This is a genomic window from Shinella sp. NM-101 (assembly GCF_021401195.1).
In the GTDB taxonomy this organism is placed as follows: Bacteria; Pseudomonadota; Alphaproteobacteria; order Rhizobiales; family Rhizobiaceae; genus Shinella.
This window is the reverse complement of record NZ_JACBFT010000011.1, coordinates 35,024-52,750: the sequence shown is the minus strand read 5'-3', so window position 1 is coordinate 52,750 and position 17,727 is coordinate 35,024. Positions and strand designations below refer to the sequence as shown.

The window sequence follows — 17,727 nt, the reverse complement described above, 5'->3', positions numbered from 1 at the left end:
ATCGGGACACAAGGGGAGGTAGCAACATGACAGGGCTGGTGCTCAAGGATATCCGCAAGTCCTATGGTGCGGTGGACGTGATCCACGGCATCGATCTCGACATCAGGCAGGGCGAGTTCATCGTCTTCGTCGGCCCGTCCGGCTGCGGCAAGTCGACCCTCCTGCGCATGATCGCGGGCCTGGAGGCCATCACCGGCGGCGACATGCTGATCGGCGGCGAGCGCGTCAACGACGTGCCGCCCTCCAAGCGCGGCATTGCCATGGTCTTCCAGTCCTACGCCCTCTATCCCCACATGACCGTCTACGACAACATGGCCTTCGGCATGCGGATCGCCGGCGAGAGCAAGGAGGAGATCGACCGCCGCGTGCGCTCGGCCGCCGACATTCTCCAGCTCACGCAATATCTCGACCGCCTGCCCAAGGCGCTTTCGGGCGGCCAGCGCCAGCGCGTCGCCATCGGCCGCGCCATCTGCCGCGACCCCAAGGTCTTCCTCTTCGACGAGCCGCTGTCGAACCTCGATGCGGCCTTGCGCGTCGCCACCCGCATCGAGATCGCCAAGCTCAACGAGCAGATGGCCGACACGACGATGATCTACGTCACGCACGACCAAGTGGAGGCGATGACGCTCGCCGACCGCATCGTCGTGCTCTCGGCCGGCCATATCGAGCAGGTCGGCCCGCCGCTCGAACTCTACGAGCGCCCGGCCAATCTCTTCGTCGCCCGCTTCATCGGCTCGCCGGCCATGAACATCATCCCCGCCAGGATCACCGCCACAGGGGAGGCGACGTCGCTGGAACTGACCGGAGGCCGCGTCTGCAGCGTCGGCATCCCGACTGTCGCCTCGGAAAACGGCAAGGCGGCAAGCTTCGGCGTCCGGCCCGAGGACCTGCAGATCACGACCGGCGAGGACTTCCTCTTCGAGGGAACGGTCTCCATCGTCGAGGCCCTCGGCGAGGTGACGCTGCTCTATATCGACGGTCTCGTCGAGGGCGAGCCGATCATCGCCAAGATCCCGGGCATCCTCGCCGTCAAGCGCGGCGACAAGGTCCGCTTCACGGCGGACAGGGCCAAGCTGCATCTCTTCGATGCGTCCGGCAGAAGCTACCGCGCGGCCTGAACAGGGAAACCGCCGCGATCCTTGTGCGACATGTCGGCCGGGCTGCAGGATTTAGCCTTGCCGCTCAACCCCGTGTTAAGCCTTGCTCCCCTACGTTTTCCCCGAAAATGGAAAGTGCCGGGGCAGCAGGCGGATGAGCATTCAGGGTCAAGACCCGCGGGGCAATTATCTGAACAAGGAAGAGTCCTTCATGTACGACCGGGAAAAGAGTTTCCCGCTGGAGGACACCTGCAACGAGGCCCGCATCGAGTTCACCGAGAGCGGCGGCCTCGTCAATCTCGTCTCCCGCCGCGGCGTCATCATCAAGCTGTCGCGCAGCGGCGCCGTCATCACCATGACGTCGAAGTTCCAGCTTCCGCGCAACTTCTACCTCGACATCGTCAGCGCCCGCATCCCGATGATCGGCTGCCTGACGCAGCGCGTCTATCCGAACGACGTGGTGGAAGCCCGCTTCCTGCGCCTTCTCTCCGACAAGGACCTGCAGCGCATCTTCGTCTACTCCACCCACCGCAACCACCAGGGCCGTACGCTGGATATCTATGGCTGAGGGTTTGAGGGGCGGCTTGCCCGATTACGCGAACAGCACGCTCGCCCCGTGATCCGCCGGCCCCGCAATCGCCCGGAAGGGGGCGAAGAGCTCGCGGCCCATGCCGAATTCGTTGCCGGAAAGGTCGGCCGCAGCCTGCGGGCGGGCGGCGAACTCGGCGGCGTCCACCAGGACCTCGATGGTGCCGTTGGCGGCATCCAGCCGGATCGTGTCGCCTTCGCGGATGCGGCCGATCGGGCCGTTGTCGACCGCCTCGGGCGTCACGTGGATGGCGGCCGGGACCTTGCCGGAGGCGCCGGACATGCGCCCGTCGGTGAGCAGCGCCACGCGCTGGCCGCGGTCCTGCAGGATGCCGAGCACGGTGGTCAGCTTGTGCAGTTCCGGCATGCCGTTGGCCTTCGGGCCCTGGAAGCGCACGACCGCGATGAAATCGCCCGTCAGCTCGCCGTTCTTGAAGGCGACATTGAGTTCCTGCTGGTCGTGGAAGACCTTGGCCGGCGCCTCGATGACATGGCGCTCCGGCTTGACGGCAGAGATCTTGATCACCGCCTTGCCGATATTGCCGGTCAGCATCTTCAGGCCGCCGGTCGGCTGGAAGGGCGCCTCGATGCTGGCGAGGACCTTCGGGTCGTGGCTGACCTTCGGCGCCGGCTCGCGGTGCACGGTGCCGTTTCCGCCGAGCCTCGGCTCGATCGTGTAGGCCTGAAGGCCCTGGCCGTAGACGGTGCGCACGTCGTCGTGCAGCATGCCGGTCTTCAGGAGCTCCTGGATGAGGAAGCCCATGCCGCCCGCCGCGTGGAAATGGTTCACGTCGGCAAGCCCGTTCGGATAGACGCGGGCAAGCAGCGGCACGACGTCCGAAAGGTCGGAAATGTCCTTCCAGGTCAGCAGGATGCCGGCGGCGCGCGCCATGGCGATGAGGTGCAGCGTGTGGTTGGTCGAGCCGCCCGTGGCGTGGAGCCCCACGACGCCGTTGACGATGGAGCGCTCGTCGATCATCTCGCCGGCCGGTGTGAACTCGTTGTCTTCGGCGGTGATGGCGAGTGCGCGCCTGGCGGCTTCCTTCGTCAGCGCGTCGCGCAACGGCGTGCCGGGATTGATGAAGGAGGCGCCGGGCATGTGGAAGCCCATGATCTCCATCAGCATCTGGTTGGAATTGGCGGTGCCGTAGAAGGTGCAGGTGCCGGGGCCGTGATAGGACTTGGATTCGGCATCGAGCAGTTCGGCGCGGCCGACCTTGCCCTCGGCATAGAGCTGGCGCACGCGGGCCTTCTCGTCGTTCGGCAGGCCCGATGTCATCGGGCCGGCGGGAATGAAGACGGCGGGAAGATGCCCGAAGGTGAGGGCCGCGATCGTCAGGCCCGGCACGATCTTGTCGCAGACGCCGAGATAGACGACCGAATCGAACATGTTGTGCGACAGGCCGACGCCCGCTGCCATGGCGATCAGGTCGCGCGAGAAGAGCGAGAGTTCCATGCCCGGCTGGCCCTGTGTGACGCCGTCGCACATGGCCGGCACGCCGCCGGCGACCTGCGCCACGCCGCCCGCTTCCCGCGCGGCCTCGCGGATCAGCGCCGGATAGGTCTCGAACGGCTGGTGCGCCGAGAGCATGTCGTTATAGGCGGTGACGATGCCGAGGTTGGGAACGCGGTCGCCGGCGAGCGCGTCCTTCTCGGCGGGGGAACAGACCGCAAAGCCATGCGCAAGGTTGCCGCAGGAAAGCACGGAGCGGTGCACGCCCCTGGAGGCGGCGGCGCGCACGCGCGCAAGATAGGGCTCGCGATGCGGCCTGGAACGTTCGACGATGCGGGCGGTAATGGCTTCGATGCGTTTGTCGGCGGACATGGGGCTATCCTGACTTTCTCGATTGCGTTCTGGCGCGGCAAAGCGAGCGGGAAAGCTGCGCCATCCGCGGGTAACGACGGCGCTTCGCGCCGGGCATGTTCGGCTTCAGCCGGCCGGGCGCCCTAGGGCGCCCAGTAGATGTCGACCGGCGTTGCCGCGCGCCGGAGAACGGCACGGATCGGCATGTCGGTTTCCGGGCCGTCGCCCGTGGCGGCGGCAAGCACGTCCTTCTTGCCCTGGCCTTCGATGTGCAGCACCAGAAGGCGGGCATCCTGAAGGCTGGCGAAGGTGAGGGTAAGGCGGGTTTCGCCCGCGCCCTCCGCTTCCATGGTGATCACGCCGCGGGGCGTTGCGGCCGAGATCGCCTCGGCAAGGTTGCTGCCGCCGGGGAAGAACGAGGCCGTATGGCCGTCCGTTCCCATGCCGAGGATGACGACGTCGAAGGGATGGCCGAGGCTTGCGACAGCGGCGGAGGCGATCTTCGCCGCCTCTTGCGCGCTGCCGGCGTCCCGGTAGAGCGGCAGGAAGCATGCGGCCTTCGCCTTGCCCTGCAGCAGGTTGTCGGCGACGAGCAGGTGGTTCGAGCGCGGATTGTCCGCCGGCACGAAGCGCTCGTCGACGAGCGTGACCGTCACCTCGCTCCAGTCGATGTCGCGGGCGGCGAGCGCCCGGAAGAAGGCCTTGGGCGTCGAGCCGCCGGAAACCGCGATGGTCGCGCGGCCGCGCGCGGCGATACCGTCGGCGAGTGCGGCGGAAACGCGGTCCGCAAGCGCTTCGGCCAATGCCGCGCCGTCCCTGAATTCATGCATTTCAGCGCTCATCGGCCTTCCTTACGTTTCGTGCCAGGTGCGGCCGTCGCGCTCGATGAGGGCGATGGCCTGGCTCGGACCCCAGGTGCCGGCGGTATAGCCCTGCACCTGCTGGCCGGTCGCTTCCCAGGCCTTCAGGATCGGGTCGACCCAGCGCCATGCGGCCTCCACCTCGTCGCGGCGCATGAACAGCGTCTGGTTGGCGCGCACGACGTCGAGCAGCAGGCGCTCGTAGGCATCGGCATTGCGCGCGTCGAAGGCTTCCGCAAAGCTCATGTCGAGCGAGACGTTGCGCAGGCGCATGCCGCCCGGGCCGGGGTCCTTGATCATCAGCGACTGCTTGACGCCCTCGTCCGGCTGGAGGCGGATGATGAGCTGGTTCGCCTCGATGCGGCCCGCCGAGGGATCGAAGATCGAATGCGGGATCGGCTTGAACGTGATGACGATCTCCGACACGCGCGCGGCAAGGCGCTTGCCGGTGCGGATGTAGAAGGGCACGCCCGCCCAGCGCCAGTTGCCGATCTCGGCCTTGACGGCAACAAAGGTCTCCGTGTTGGAAACGCCGCCTTCCAGCTCTTCGAGATAGCCCTTGACCGGGCCGCCGGCCGACGCACCGGCACGGTACTGGCCGCGCACCGTCAGGCGCTCGACATTGTACTGGTCGATCGGCTTCAGCGCGCGCAGCACCTTGAGCTTCTCGTCGCGCACGGCCTCGGCGTCCATGGAGGAGGGCACTTCCATCGCCACGAGGCAGAGGAGCTGGAGGATGTGGTTCTGCACCATATCGCGCAGCGCGCCGGCCTTGTCGTAGTAGCCCGCGCGGCTTTCGAGGCCGACCGATTCGGCGACCGTGATCTGCACATGATCGATATGGGCTGAGTTCCACAGCGGCTCGTAGAGCGCGTTGGCGAAACGTAGCGCCATCAGGTTCTGCACCGTCTCCTTGCCGAGATAGTGGTCGATGCGGAAGATCTGCTCTTCGTGGAAGACCTTGCCGATCGTGTTGTTGAGCGCATTGGCGGAGGCAAGGTCCCGGCCGATCGGCTTTTCGACGACGATGCGCGTCTGCTTGGTGATGAGCTTGTGGTCGCGGATCTTTTCCGAGATGTCGCCGAAGATGGCGGGCGCGACGGCAAGATAGAAGGCGCGCACGCGGTCCTTGCCCTCGTCGAGCAGGGTCTTCAGCTTGTCCCATCCCTGGTCGGACTTGGCGTCGACCGCGACGTAGAACAGCCGGTCGCAGAAGGTCTTGACCTGCTCGTCGTCGAATTCGCCGGCCTTCAGGTGCTCCCTCAGCGCATCGACGGCGAACTTGCGGTATTCCGCGTCCGTATAGGCCGTGCGCGAGGCGCCGATGATGCGCGTCGGGTCGGAGAGCTGGCCGGCGAGCTGCCGGTGGTAGAGGGCCGGAAGGAGCTTGCGTTCCGCAAGGTCGCCGGTTCCGCCGAAGACGACATAGTCGAAAGGTTCAACGGGAATGATCTGGCTGCTCATCGGATAATCTCGATCTCGTTCTGTTGCCGGGTGTTATAATCTAATCGATTTAAAAACACCAGCGTGCAACGCAACAAAATCGGTGCTTCCGTTTCGATCAGAGCCTGTCGCGCAGCGCGTACCATGTCATGGCGAGGAACAGAAGCGGCGAGCGCAAGCGCCGGCCACCGGGAAAGGCCGGAATCTTCAGGGCCTTCATCAGGTCCAGCTCGCTGCTGCCATCCGTCACGTCGTCCGCATAGAGCTTGCCGCAATAGTTTGCCAGCATGACGCCATGGCCGGAATAGCCGCCGATGGTGGTGATGCCCGGCATGACCTCGCGCACATAGGGCTTGCGCGGCATGGTGATGCCGACGGAGCCGCCCCAGGCATGGGTGAGCTCGATGCCCTTCAGCTCCGGATAGACCTCCTCGATCTGCCGGCGGATGGGCGGCGTCATGTCGTCGAGGTTTTCCGAATAGGCTTCGCGGCCGCCGAAGAGCAGCCGGCCGTCGCGGGTCTTGCGGAAATAGCGCACGACGAACCGCGTGTCGGCGATGGCCTCGCCGCCGGGAATGACCGAGGGGAACTTGTCGAGCGGCACCGTCGCGCCGATGAAGGAGCGGATCGGCATGACATGCGCCGCCGTCTTCTGCTCCAGGTCGCCGATATAGGCATTGCAGGCGACCAGCGCCTTGTCGGCGCGGATCGTGCCCTTCGCGGTGGTGATCACCGCCTTGCCGCCGGCTCGTTCGATCTTCAGCGCGGGGGTCTTCTCGTGCAGGCTGGCGCCGGCGGCCTTCGCGGCGCGGGCGATGCCGACCAGCAGCTTCATCGGGTGGATATGGCCGGTGCCGGTGTCGCGGATGCCGAAGAAGAAGCGCTTCGAGCCGACGCGCTCCTCCGTCTCCGCCCGGTCCATGTAGGTCATGTGCGGATAGCCGAAACGGGTTGCGGCGATCTCGACATGATCGCGGAAATCCTTCTCGAAGCTTGCCTTGTGGCTGACATTGAGCTGGCCGGGGACGTATTCGATGTCGAGGTTCTGCGCATCGGCGAAGTCCTGGACATGGCGCTTGGCATTCTCGGCGAGGTCGAAGAGGGCCTTCGCGCGCTCGTAGCCGAGTTCGGCCTCCAGCTCCTCCGCCTCGGCGCGCTGGCCGGTGCCGAGTTGCCCGCCGTTGCGCCCCGACGCGCCGTCGCCGAAGCGGTGCGCCTCGATGAGCGTGACGCGGACGCCCTTCCGCGCGAGATTGTAGGCGGCCTGCAGGCCGGTGAAGCCGCCGCCGACGATGGCGACATCGGTCTCCACCGAGCCGTCGAGGGGGGCATATTCGGGGCGGTCTCCGACACTCGCCTCATACCAGGAGATGCCGGGGGAAATCGGGCTTTGCCAGGGCATTGCGCACACTCGTGTTCGAGAGGGTGCGGCGGCGCGCCGGGGCGCCGCCGCTCTCAGGATCGGATCTCTTGCAGCGGCCCGGACCGCCGGCCGCTCAGACGTTGAGCAGCAGGAACTCGCGCTCCCAGGGGCTGATCACCTGCATGAAGGTCTCGAACTCGCCCCGCTTGACGCCGGCATAGAGGCCGATGAACTCGGCGCTCAGCACCTCGGCCAGAGCCGGGTCGGATTCGAGCAGCGACACGGCTTCGAGCAGGCCGCGCGGCAGCTCGATCGAGCCCTCGTTGGCGGTGTCCTCCGTCGGCGCGGTCGGCTCCAGCTTGTTCATGATGCCGAGCAGGCCGCAGCCGAGCGAGGCCGCGAGCGCGAGATAGGGGTTGGCGTCCGAGCCCGGCAGGCGGTTCTCGATGCGCCGCGCCGCGGCATCCGATACCGGCACGCGGAAGGCCGTCGTGCGGTTGTCGTAGCCCCAGGCATTGTTGACCGGCGCCGACATGTCGGGCGTCAGGCGCCGGTAGGAATTCACATAGGGCGCCATCATGACCAGCGTCTTCGGCACATAGGCCTGCATGCCGCCGATGAAGTGGAAGAACTCCTTCGACGCCGAGCCGTCCGGATTGGAGAAGACGTTCCTGCCGGTCTCGATATCGACCACCGACTGGTGGATGTGCATCGCCGAGCCGGCCTGCCCCTGCATGGGCTTTGCCATGAAGGTGGCGTAGATGCCGTGCTTGAGCGCCGCCTCGCGGATCGTGCGCTTGAACAGGAACACCTGGTCGGCAAGCTCCACGGGATCGCCGTGGCGCAGGTTGATCTCGAGCTGCGCCGGGCCTTCCTCGTGGATCAGGGTATCGATCTCGAGCCCCTGCTTTTCCGAGAAGTGGTAGATGTCGTCGATCAGCTCGTCGAACTCGTTGATGCCCGCGATGGAATAGCCCTGGCCGCCCTGGATGGAGCGGCCGGAACGGCCCTTCGGCGGATGCAGCGGATAGTCCGGGTCGTCGTTGACGGCGACGAGGTAGAACTCGATCTCCGGCGCCACCACCGGCTTCCAGCCGCGGTCGCGATACATGTTCACGACGTTCTTCAGGACGTTGCGCGGCGTATAGGGCACGCTCTCGCCGGTCGAGCCGACGATGTCGCAGATGACCTGCGCGGTCGGGTCTGTCTCCCACGGCACCACGGAAAGCGTGGAGAGATCCGGCACGAGCTTCAGGTCGCTGTCGCGCGGCTCGTAGCGGAAATTGCCGGTCTCCTCCGGATAGTCGCCGGAGATCGTGTGGCGGTAGAGCGCCGACGGCAGGGCGAGAGAGGTGTTCGACGTGAACTTCGATGACGGCATCATCTTGCCGCGCGGCACCCCTGCAAGGTCCGGCGTGATGCATTCGATGTCTTCGATGCCGCGGGCGCGAAGCCAGTCTGCGGCGTCCTTCCAGGTCTTTACCCCGCGCGGCACGCTGATGGCGGGAGGGATTTTAGAGGAGCGTGCGGCCTTTTCGACGGTGGGGGTAACGACTTTCTTTTTGGACGGCATGAGACACCGGGTTTGGTTGACGATGCGCCATCATAGCCGGAGTTTGACCCTTGGCTAGCTCCCCCCGGGGGGTAGAAAAGACGATTTTTCAGGAATTTGCGCGCTTTTCGCCGGTTGACTTTCGCCCGCGATGGCCGAAAGGAAGGCGAAACGGGGATCGGACACGTGGCGGAACGGCGGGACGTCGTCATCATCGGAGCGGGTGCGGCGGGCATGATGTGCGCCATCGAGGCGGGCCGGCGCGGCCGCCGCGTGCTGGTGCTCGACCATGCCCGCGCGCCCGGCGAGAAGATCCGCATTTCCGGCGGCGGGCGCTGCAACTTCACCAATATCCATGCCGGACCGAAGAACTTCCTCTCGGCCAATCCGCATTTCTGCAAGTCGGCGCTTGCCCGCTACACGCCGCGCGATTTCCTCGACCTCGTCGAGCGCCACCGCATTCCCTGGCACGAGAAGACGCTCGGCCAGCTCTTCTGCGACAATTCGGCGAAGGACATCATCGCCATGCTGCTGGCGGAGATGAAGGCTGTTGGCGTGGAACTGCGGCTTTCGACGCCGATCGCCGCCGTCGAACACGATGGCGATGCCTTTCGCGTCGTCACCGGTGAGGGAACGGTGGAAGCGTCGTCGCTGGTCATCGCGACCGGCGGCAAGTCGATCCCCAAGATGGGTGCGACCGGCTTTGCCTATCGCATCGCCGAGCAGTTCGGCCTGCCCGTCGTGGAAACCCGCGCCGGCCTCGTCCCGCTGACGCTCGACCCGGCGACGCTTGCCGCCCACGAAGGCCTGCCCGGCGTCTCGGTGGAGGTCGTCGCCCGCCACGGCAGGGCGGAATTCCGCGAGGCGGCGCTCTTCACCCATCGCGGCCTCAGCGGCCCCGCCATCCTGCAGATCTCGTCCTACTGGCGCGAGGGCGAGGAAATCGCCCTCACCATCTGCCCGGACGTCGATTTTTCCGCCGTCATCGCCGCCGCCCGGCGGCAGAACGGCCGGCAGGCGCTGCAAACCGTCCTGGCCGACCACATGCCGAAAAAGCTCGCCCAACTCCTCGTCGCCGAACTCGGCATCGACGGGCCGCTTGCCGAGCTTCCCGGCCGCCGCGTCGAGGCGCTCGTCCAGCGCCTCGGGGACTGGCGCCTGCGCCCGCCGGGCTCGGAAGGGTATCGCACGGCCGAGGTCACCCTCGGCGGGGTCGATACGGCAGCGCTGGATTCCCGCAGCATGGCGGCAAAGGCGGTGCCGGGCCTCTATTTCATCGGCGAGGCGGTGGACGTGACGGGCTGGCTCGGCGGCTACAATTTCCAGTGGGCATGGGCCTCGGGCCATGCGGCGGGCCAGGAAGCCTGACGCCGCGGCGGTCTTTACCATCCCTTAAGACCTCGGAGGGATGCTGGCCGGAAGTCGGCGTTTTCCGCCCTGCCCGAGGGGGAGGACAACATGATGTGGGCCGGCTGGCCGGATCATCCGGATTGCCTTTATCCCGTAACGGAGTATCGCTGCATGTCCGCCAGAAACCGCCCCTCCTGCGCCATCGCCGTCGCCGCGCAGGAAAGCCGCCGCCGCCTCGTCGCGATCGGCATCAATTGCACGCTCGCCGCAACCCTTCTGGCCGCCCTCGCCATCCTCGCGCTCTGACGCTTCGGACTGGTAATAAATCGGTTTAAAAAGTGAGGGAATCTTAAAGATTGCCGCCGAGTATCGCCCGCATAGGGTTCCGGAGGCCGTGTCCCACGATGGGCGCACGCGGCTGGCAATGACTGCTCCCCCCGGATGCGCGGCATTGCGGCCGCATGAAAGTCGGTAATCCGGCGTCCGATCCTGGGGAGGCCCGAAAAGGTCAGGGGTGGAGCACGCCGACAACGGATGTTCCGCCATGTTCATTGACAAGATTCTCGCCCGCTTCAAGATCCAGACCAAGGTTCTTGTCTTCATCCTGCCTTTCGTTCTCAGCATCTGCGCGGTCGGCTTCACCGGCCTTTATGCATCCGGCCTGCTGCAGGGCCGCATGGAGATTTCCAACAGCGTCCTCCAGTCGCTCAGCGGCTTCAAGGACGTCTATGCCGGCATGAACCGCTTCCTCCAGAACACCTCGGAGGAGAGCCGGGACGCCGTGCACCAGCGTCTCAACGCGCAGGGCGCCGTCCTCCAGGCGACGATGGATGCGCTGGCGCCCGATGCCGACAAGTCGCGCCTCGTCGACGCGCAGGCCCAGACCAGGGACATCGAGGCCCGCATGGACGGCCTGTGGGCGCTCTACGTCAACGAGACCGGCCTGCACGATGCGATGACGAAGAACCTCAACGCGCTCACCGCCGAGCAGGTCAAGATCCTCGACGAGGCCACGAAGCTCCAGCGTTCCGTGCGCCAGGACGAGAACAGCGCCAAGAGCATGCTGCGCGAGGCCGAGCGCCTGACCAATGCCGGCAAGTTCTTCGCCGATTTCCTCGCCGATTTCGGCAAGGGCGCGACGCCCGACGAGCAGTTGAAGCTGGTCAGGGAGCGCTACCCGCTGATTGCCAAGACCGACCGTTCGATCACGGCGATCCTGCCGAAGAGCCAGAAGGTCGTCTCCGTCACCATCCGCAACACGATCGAGGAACTCGGCGGCTTCCTGGCCTCGTCCGACCCGGCGGCCACCACCGTGCCTGAGATCGCGCGTCGCGTGAGCCGCTTCCGCCAGGTGGCCATCCAGCTCCAGGGCGCGGCCGCCGAGAAGATGCGCGAGGCGACCCGCATCTTCAGCGCGCTCGACGAACCGATCATCAAGTCCGAGGCGATCCTCGCCTCGACGCGCAAGCTGGTATCGACGATCGACGACATCAAGGTCGCCTCCGCGCGCTTCCTCGGCCAGACCTCGGATACGAACCGCGTCAAGCTTCTCGGTAACCTTTCCATCCTGCGCATCGACATCAAGAGCCTGCGCGGCAGCGCCAGCGGCCTGCCCTTCTTCGACGCGGTCGACGACGGCCTGACGCCGATGCTCGACCGGATCGAGGCCGACAGCGCCGCGCTGGTGAAGATCAGCACCGAGCGTGCCGCCGATTTCGAGGCCGCCGGCCAGTCGATCGATACGATCTGGAACCTGCTCAGCCAGTTCGCCGAGGAGCAGAAGACGAGCGCCGGCACCGAGCGGGAGAAGGCCAACCAGGTCTCGGTCGTCGCCACCGTCGCCGGTGCCGCGATCGCCGTGCTTGCCGGCATCGCCCTGGTGCTGACGCTGAAGGGGCCGATCGGCCAGATTACCGGCGCCATGCGCCGCCTTGCGGACGGCTTCCTCGATACCGGCATTTCCGGCGAGGGCCGCGCCGACGAGATCGGCGACATGGCCCGCGCGCTCGGCGTCTTCAAGGAGAACGCCCTGTCGAAGATACGCATCGAGGAGGAAAGCGAGCAGCAGCGTGCAGCGGCGGAAACCGAACGCGCCCGCAACGACGCCGAGAAGCAGGCCCTCGACCGCCAGATCGACTTCGCGGTCGATGCGCTCGCCGCCGGCCTCGGCCGTCTCGCCCAGGGGGACCTGTCGCGCCAGATCGAGACGCCGTTCACCGGCCGCCTCGAGCAGCTCCGCCAGGACTTCAACGTCTCGCTCGTGCGCCTTCAGGACACGCTCGGCCAGATCCGCAACAATGCGCTGTCGATCCAGCGCAGCGGCTCGGACATGCTGCAATCGGCCGATGCGCTTTCCAAGCGCACCGAATCGCAGGCCTCCTCGCTGGAGGAAACGGCCGCGGCGGTCGAGCAGATCACCGCCACCGTGCGCTCCTCCGCCGAGCGGGCGCATGAGGCGAACCTCGTCGTCGGCACGACCAAGCGCAGCGCCGACAGCTCCGCGGAGGTCGTCAGCAACGCGATTGCCGCAATGGGCCGCATCGAGGGCGCTTCGCGCCAGATCGAGCAGATCATCGAGGTGATCGACGACATCGCCTTCCAGACCAACCTCCTGGCGCTCAATGCCGGCATCGAGGCCGCCCGCGCGGGCGAGGCGGGCAAGGGCTTCGCGGTCGTCGCGCAGGAAGTGCGCGAGCTCGCCCAGCGTTCGGCGAGTGCCGCCCGCGAGATCAAGGGCCTCATCGAGAAGTCGACGAGCGAGGTCAGCGCCGGGGCGCATCTCGTGCAGGAGACGGGGGCGGTGCTCGCCTCGATCAGCCAGCAGATCGTCACCGTCAGCCAGCATGTTGACATGATGGCGACCGCAAGCCGCGACCAGGCGGCCGCGCTGCAGGAGGTCAACGGCTCCGTCAACCAGATGGACCAGATGACCCAGCAGAACGCCTCCATGGTCGACCTGACGACCACGGCAAGCCGCAAGCTCGCGGGCGACGCCGACACGCTGATGATGCTGGTCGAGCAGTTCCGCCTGGAGGCGGACGAACAGGCCAAGTATCGCGCTGCCTGAGACGGCGGCAACGGAACCTGGAAGGCCCGGCATCGCCGGGCCTTCTTCATTTCATGAGGCGGAACAGCCTCGCAATGCGGCGCAGCCGCGCGCGCAGCGGGTGTTTCTCGATGAGGTGGTCGAATTCATGCTTGCGACGGCCATCCTTGCTGGAAAGCTCGAAAAGCATGGCAAAGCCGAACATGTCGTGCATGGCGGTCTCCTTCGCGAAGGCGTGCAAAGCCGTGGCGCCGGAGGGCGCGCGTCGGACTTCTGTCGGGTGAGTGGCGCCGGGCGCTTTGTCTACGAACCGAATGTATCCTTCAGATTGTGGTTCAGAAACGTCGAATTCCGCGCTATGTTTTTCATCCATGAAAGACATGTCCTGGGAATCCTACCGCATCTTTCTCGACGTCGCCCGGCAGGGCGGGCTGACCGGGGCCGCGCAGGCGTCCGGCCTCAGCCCGGCCACGGTGGGGCGGCGCATCCTGCAACTGGAGGAGGCGATGGGCCGCGTGCTCTTCCAGCGCAGCCAGACGGGCTACCGGATGACGGCCGAGGGTCAGGCGCTCCATGACCGGCTTCTTGCCATGGAGGCGATCGCCCGCGGCATCGAGAGCTGGCGGCAGGAAGGGCAGGGCACGACGACGGTGCGGGTCATGGCCGGCACCTGGGTGACATGGCTCGTCTGCGAGAACATGACCGCGATCTGCACCGGGCGCGATCCGTTCCGCCTCGACCTTTCGGTTTCCGAGCGCCGGGCGACGCTGGCGCATCGCGAGGTGGATGTCGCTCTTCGAGCCGTCGAGCCCACCGAGCCGGCCCTCATCAGCCGTCCCGCCGGCGATGTCGCCTATGCCGCCTACCGGCGCAGGAATGCAGGCGACGCGCTCGCCGATCGCTGGCTGGCGGTGTCTGAGGAGGATGCGGTATCGGCCTATCTGCGCTGGCCGCATGAACGGATGGGCGGCTCCATCGCCATCGTCGTCAGTCGGCCGCGCTCGCTGCTCGATCTCGCGCGGTCGGGCGCCGGGCAGGCGGTGCTGCCCTGCTTCGTCGGCGATCTCGATCCGGACCTGGAGCGGGCCGGCGAGGAAATCCGCGAGTTGCGGCACCATCAATGGATCGTCGCCAACGGCGAGGACCGCCATCGGCGCGATATCCGCACCGTTTCCGACCGGCTGTTCCGGCTGCTGAAAAGCTACAGTGACCTCTTTTCCGGCAGGCGGCCGAGCCGGACATGAAAAATCCCCGGCGCAGGGAACGCCGGGGACTTCCTTTTGACCGGATTTCTGCCTGTCAGCCGCGGCCCTGCGTCACGATGACCGGGATCAGCAGGTCGCCCCAGTTGCCCTCGCCGCCGTGGTGGCGGGCGGAGCGGACGAGCTCCACCGAGACACCGGCCTCGACCGCCTTCATGACGGACTGGTTGAGGCGGTGCAGGTCGTTGGCGACCATGCGGATCATGGCCTGCTGGTCGGGGGTCATCGCGGATGCCTGTTCTTCGGCTCGTTCCTTGACGCGGGTCTGGACTGTCATGGCATTTCTCCTCTTCTGAGCATTTTGCAGGCAGGCGGTAGGCCTGCCGTCGCAGGAAATGCGGCTCTATGGGGTTCTTGAAAGGTTGACGGGTCGGGTTACTCGGCGGCCGGGCGGAACTGCTCGTGCTCGGTCGATTCATGCATGGCGGTGGTCGAGGACTGGCCGCCGGTGATGGCCATGGAGACGGCGTCGAAATAGCCGGTGCCGACTTCGCGTTGGTGCTTGGTCGCGGTGTAGCCGTTGGCCTCTGCCGCGAATTCCGCTTCCTGAAGTTCGGAATAGGCGGCCATCTGGCGATCCTTGTAGCCGCGGGCCAATTCGAACATGCCGTAATTCAACTGGTGGAAGCCGGCGAGCGTGATGAACTGGAACTTGTAGCCCATCGCACCGAGCTCGCGCTGGAACTTCGCGATGGTCGCGTCGTCGAGGTTCTTCTTCCAGTTGAACGAGGGCGAGCAATTGTAGGCGAGCAGCTTGCCGGGATGGGCCTTGTGCACGGCCTCGGCGAACCTACGGGCCTGTTCGAGGTCCGGCTTGCCGGTTTCCATCCAGATCAGGTCGCAGTGCGGCGCATAGGAGATGGCGCGGGCGATGCACGGCTCGATGCCGTTCTTGACCTGGTAGAAGCCCTCGACCGTCCGGCCCTTGTCCTTGTCGACGAAGGGCTGGTCGCGCTCGTCGATGTCGGATGTGAGAAGCTTTGCGGCCTCGGCGTCCGTGCGGGCGACGATCAGCGTCGGCACGCCCATGACGTCGGCGGCAAGGCGCGCGGCGTCGAGGTTGCGGATATGGGCAGCGGTCGGGATCAGGACCTTGCCGCCGAGATGGCCGCACTTCTTTTCGGAAGCGAGCTGGTCCTCGAAGTGGACGCCGGCGGCACCCGCCTCGATGAAGGCCTTCATGATCTCGAAGGCGTTGAGCGGGCCGCCGAAGCCGGCCTCCGCGTCGGCGACGATCGGGGCGAACCAGGTGTCGACCGAAAGCCCGTTGCCTTCCGCCGTCTCGATCTGGTCGGCGCGCTGCAGCGTGCGGTTGATGCGCTTGGCAAGCTCCGGCGCGGCGTTTGCCGGATAGAGCGACTGGTCGGGATACATGGCCGAGGCGGTGTTGGCGTCGGCGGCGACCTGCCAGCCGGAGAGATAGATCGCCTTCAGGCCGGCGCGGACCATCTGCATGGCCTGGTTGCCCGAGAGCGCGCCGAGCGCGTTGACGAAGTCCTCCTCGTGGATGAGCTTCCAAAGGCGGTTCGCGCCGTTTTCAGCCAGCGAATAGCGGATCTGGATCGAGCCGCGCAGCTTCTCGACCGTCTCGGCGGTATAGGGGCGCTCGATGCCGTCGAAGCGGCCCTTTGGCGCGCTCGGGACGAGTTTGTAAAAATCAGTCATGATATCCTCCGGTGCGATGTCTCGGGATCGGGACTTGCTGTCTTGCTGCCCCGATTTCATGTGACAGTATTTACATCGCACCGCACAATACGGCGAGAGAAAACCGGAAAACCAGAGGGATAATCGGGTAATGATGTCTTGTCTTTGACAAGTCAGCTCTGTAAAAAAGTAAAATCTGTAAAATTGACCGCGGCGGCCGGTCGTGTAAAGGATTTGACACATGGCGGAGAACAAGATCTTTGCCGGCCCGAAAGTCCGGCGTATCCGCAACGCGCTCGGCCTCACCCAGACGGCGATGGCGGAGGGATTGTCGATCTCGCCGTCCTATCTCAACCTGATCGAGCGCAACCAGCGTCCGCTGACCGTGCAGCTCCTCCTGCGCCTCGCCTCCGTCTACAAGGTGGATCTGGACGAGCTGCAGGGCGAGAGCGCCGGCAATGCGCGCCAGCTCCGCGAGGTCTTCGCCGATCCTCTGCTCGCCGGCGAACTGCCGGGGGATCACGAGCTGGTGGAGATCGCCGATGCGGCGCCGAATGTGGCGAGCGGCATCCTGAAACTCTACCGCGCCTACCGCGAGCAGGCCGCGCGCCTGACCGATCTTGCCGACGTCCTCGCGCGCGAAGGCCATGCCACCACGCTGTCAGGCACGCTGCTGCCGATGGACGAGGTGCGCGACAAGCTGGAAAGCCGCCCCAATTATTTCGGCGCCATCGACGAGGCGGCCGAGCGCTTCCACGCCGCACTCGCGCCGGGCGATGATCTTGCCGCGGCGCTCAAGGGCTGGCTGCGCAAGGAGCACGGCGTCGTCGTACGCCTCTTGCCGGTCCATACCATGCCGAACCTGCGCCGCCGGTTCGACCGGCATTCCATGCGCCTCTTCCTCTCCGAGCGCCTGTCGCCCTTCGACCAGTTGCGCGAGATCGCCATGGAGACCGTGCAGCTTGCCTTGCAGGACGAGATCTTCTCCGAGCTGGGCCTGCTCGCCTTCTCGACGGCGGAGGCGAGGCGCATCGCCCGCTTCGAGCTGGCGCGCTATGCCGCCCATGCCCTGATGATGCCCTACGAGGCCTTTCATTCCACCGCCCAGCGCGTGCGCTACGATGTCGACGTGCTGCGCTCGCGCTTCGGTGTCTCCTACGAGCAGGCGGCGAACCGGCTCACCATGCTGCAGCGGCCGGGCAGGGCGGGCGTGGCCTTCTTCATGCTGGAGATCGACAATGCCGGCCACCGCTTCCGGCGGGCGGGCGCGCAGGGCTTTCCGCAGGCGCGCTTCGGCGGCGGCTGTCCCAAGCTCGGCGTCCATTCCGCCTTTTCCCAGCCGGGCCAGATCCTCGTCGACCGCGTCGAGATGCCGGACGGCGGCGCCTTCCTGACGGTCTCGCGGACGCTGGAGGGGCCGCAGGGTGCCTTCGCCGAGCGGGTGCGCCGTACCGCGCTCCTCCTCGGCTGCGATGCCGCGCATGCCGAGGAGACGGTCTATGGCGAGGCGGTGCGCCGGGAGGGGGCGGTCGCGGTCGGAGCGGCCTGCCGTTTGTGCGAGCGGCAGGGCTGTCTTGCCCGCGCCGAGCCGCCCGTCACGCGCCCGCTCGGGCTGGACGAAATGGTCGCCGGCCTCAGCCTTTTCGACTTCCAGTGAATTTCCGCTTGATTTCCGCCGGGGATGGGGTTTGAAATATGATAGGAATGGGAACAATGTG

General features: G+C 66.3%; 15 protein-coding genes. 7 read left to right on the top strand and 8 right to left on the bottom strand.

Going from position 1 to position 17,727, the window contains the following annotated elements:
* The first annotated feature begins 26 nt into the window (after nt 1-26).
* Nucleotides 27-1,118, top strand: a complete 1,092-nt coding sequence (locus L0976_RS19550; protein WP_234188913.1) for an ABC transporter ATP-binding protein — start codon at nt 27-29, stop codon at nt 1,116-1,118.
* Between the two features lie 133 nt (nt 1,119-1,251).
* A complete protein-coding gene (locus tag L0976_RS19545; protein ID WP_203317618.1) occupies nt 1,252-1,665 on the top strand; it encodes a hypothetical protein in 414 nt (137 codons plus the stop codon).
* Nucleotides 1,666-1,689: 24 nt separating this feature from the next.
* Here L0976_RS19545 and edd read toward each other — a convergent pair whose 3' ends face one another.
* The 5 genes from edd to L0976_RS19520 form a co-directional block, all read right to left on the bottom strand.
* Nucleotides 1,690-3,510 (bottom strand): phosphogluconate dehydratase, encoded by a 1,821-nt coding sequence (gene edd, locus L0976_RS19540; protein WP_234188911.1) that lies wholly within the window; start codon nt 3,508-3,510, stop codon nt 1,690-1,692.
* A 122-nt stretch (nt 3,511-3,632) separates the two neighbouring features.
* Complete coding sequence (pgl, locus tag L0976_RS19535; RefSeq protein WP_234188910.1) at nt 3,633-4,331, bottom strand: 6-phosphogluconolactonase; 699 nt, start codon at nt 4,329-4,331, stop codon at nt 3,633-3,635.
* A gap of 9 nt (nt 4,332-4,340) precedes the next feature.
* Nucleotides 4,341-5,813 (bottom strand): glucose-6-phosphate dehydrogenase, encoded by a 1,473-nt coding sequence (gene zwf, locus L0976_RS19530; protein WP_203317621.1) that lies wholly within the window; start codon nt 5,811-5,813, stop codon nt 4,341-4,343.
* Nucleotides 5,814-5,910: 97 nt separating this feature from the next.
* Nucleotides 5,911-7,194 (bottom strand): FAD-binding oxidoreductase, encoded by a 1,284-nt coding sequence (locus tag L0976_RS19525; protein WP_234188909.1) that lies wholly within the window; start codon nt 7,192-7,194, stop codon nt 5,911-5,913.
* A gap of 94 nt (nt 7,195-7,288) precedes the next feature.
* Nucleotides 7,289-8,728: a glutamine synthetase family protein gene (locus L0976_RS19520; protein ID WP_234188908.1), complete on the bottom strand. Its 1,440-nt coding sequence runs from the start codon at nt 8,726-8,728 to the stop codon at nt 7,289-7,291.
* A gap of 165 nt (nt 8,729-8,893) precedes the next feature.
* Between L0976_RS19520 and L0976_RS19515 the strand changes: the two genes are divergently transcribed.
* From L0976_RS19515 to L0976_RS19510, 3 genes are all read left to right on the top strand, one after another.
* Complete coding sequence (locus L0976_RS19515; protein ID WP_234188907.1) at nt 8,894-10,075, top strand: NAD(P)/FAD-dependent oxidoreductase; 1,182 nt, start codon at nt 8,894-8,896, stop codon at nt 10,073-10,075.
* A 153-nt stretch (nt 10,076-10,228) separates the two neighbouring features.
* Nucleotides 10,229-10,363 (top strand): hypothetical protein, encoded by a 135-nt coding sequence (locus L0976_RS28645; protein WP_255696081.1) that lies wholly within the window; start codon nt 10,229-10,231, stop codon nt 10,361-10,363.
* A 238-nt stretch (nt 10,364-10,601) separates the two neighbouring features.
* Nucleotides 10,602-13,124: a methyl-accepting chemotaxis protein gene (locus tag L0976_RS19510; protein WP_234188906.1), complete on the top strand. Its 2,523-nt coding sequence runs from the start codon at nt 10,602-10,604 to the stop codon at nt 13,122-13,124.
* A gap of 46 nt (nt 13,125-13,170) precedes the next feature.
* On the opposite strand, the gene L0976_RS19505 is transcribed toward L0976_RS19510, so the two are convergent.
* Nucleotides 13,171-13,485 carry a hypothetical protein gene (locus tag L0976_RS19505; protein WP_234189027.1) on the bottom strand — a complete coding sequence of 105 codons (315 nt, stop codon included), beginning with the start codon at nt 13,483-13,485 and terminating at the stop codon, nt 13,171-13,173.
* Here L0976_RS19505 and L0976_RS19500 point away from each other — a divergent pair.
* The gene (locus L0976_RS19500) at nt 13,475-14,347 is read left to right on the top strand and encodes a LysR family transcriptional regulator (RefSeq protein WP_234188905.1); all 873 of its coding nucleotides are present in this window, start codon (nt 13,475-13,477) and stop codon (nt 14,345-14,347) included. The two genes, L0976_RS19505 and L0976_RS19500, sit on opposite strands and share 11 nt — an antisense overlap.
* 55 nt (nt 14,348-14,402) lie before the next feature.
* Here the strand turns inward: L0976_RS19500 and L0976_RS19495 are convergent, their stop codons facing one another.
* Nucleotides 14,403-14,642, bottom strand: coding sequence for a hypothetical protein (locus L0976_RS19495; RefSeq protein WP_023516665.1), 240 nt, complete (start codon nt 14,640-14,642; stop codon nt 14,403-14,405).
* Between the two features lie 98 nt (nt 14,643-14,740).
* Nucleotides 14,741-16,030 carry an isocitrate lyase gene (aceA, locus tag L0976_RS19490; RefSeq protein ID WP_234188904.1) on the bottom strand — a complete coding sequence of 430 codons (1,290 nt, stop codon included), beginning with the start codon at nt 16,028-16,030 and terminating at the stop codon, nt 14,741-14,743.
* A 220-nt stretch (nt 16,031-16,250) separates the two neighbouring features.
* On the opposite strand from aceA, the gene L0976_RS19485 reads away from it, so the two are divergent.
* The gene (locus L0976_RS19485; protein WP_234188903.1) at nt 16,251-17,666 is read left to right on the top strand and encodes a short-chain fatty acyl-CoA regulator family protein; all 1,416 of its coding nucleotides are present in this window, start codon (nt 16,251-16,253) and stop codon (nt 17,664-17,666) included.
* Nucleotides 17,667-17,727: the final 61 nt, after the last annotated feature.

Coding starts and splice junctions, on each gene's coding strand:
- L0976_RS19550 (WP_234188913.1), top strand. CDS start 27: ATGACAGGGCTGGTGCTCAAGGATATCCGCAAGTCCTATGGTGCGGTG.
- L0976_RS19545 (WP_203317618.1), top strand. CDS start 1,252: ATGAGCATTCAGGGTCAAGACCCGCGGGGCAATTATCTGAACAAGGAA.
- edd (WP_234188911.1), bottom strand. CDS start 3,510: ATGTCCGCCGACAAACGCATCGAAGCCATTACCGCCCGCATCGTCGAA.
- pgl (WP_234188910.1), bottom strand. CDS start 4,331: ATGAGCGCTGAAATGCATGAATTCAGGGACGGCGCGGCATTGGCCGAA.
- zwf (WP_203317621.1), bottom strand. CDS start 5,813: ATGAGCAGCCAGATCATTCCCGTTGAACCTTTCGACTATGTCGTCTTC.
- L0976_RS19525 (WP_234188909.1), bottom strand. CDS start 7,194: ATGCCCTGGCAAAGCCCGATTTCCCCCGGCATCTCCTGGTATGAGGCG.
- L0976_RS19520 (WP_234188908.1), bottom strand. CDS start 8,728: ATGCCGTCCAAAAAGAAAGTCGTTACCCCCACCGTCGAAAAGGCCGCA.
- L0976_RS28645 (WP_255696081.1), top strand. CDS start 10,229: ATGTCCGCCAGAAACCGCCCCTCCTGCGCCATCGCCGTCGCCGCGCAG.
- L0976_RS19510 (WP_234188906.1), top strand. CDS start 10,602: ATGTTCATTGACAAGATTCTCGCCCGCTTCAAGATCCAGACCAAGGTT.
- L0976_RS19500 (WP_234188905.1), top strand. CDS start 13,475: ATGAAAGACATGTCCTGGGAATCCTACCGCATCTTTCTCGACGTCGCC.
- L0976_RS19505 (WP_234189027.1), bottom strand. CDS start 13,485: ATGTCTTTCATGGATGAAAAACATAGCGCGGAATTCGACGTTTCTGAA.
- L0976_RS19495 (WP_023516665.1), bottom strand. CDS start 14,642: ATGACAGTCCAGACCCGCGTCAAGGAACGAGCCGAAGAACAGGCATCC.
- aceA (WP_234188904.1), bottom strand. CDS start 16,030: ATGACTGATTTTTACAAACTCGTCCCGAGCGCGCCAAAGGGCCGCTTC.
- L0976_RS19485 (WP_234188903.1), top strand. CDS start 16,251: ATGGCGGAGAACAAGATCTTTGCCGGCCCGAAAGTCCGGCGTATCCGC.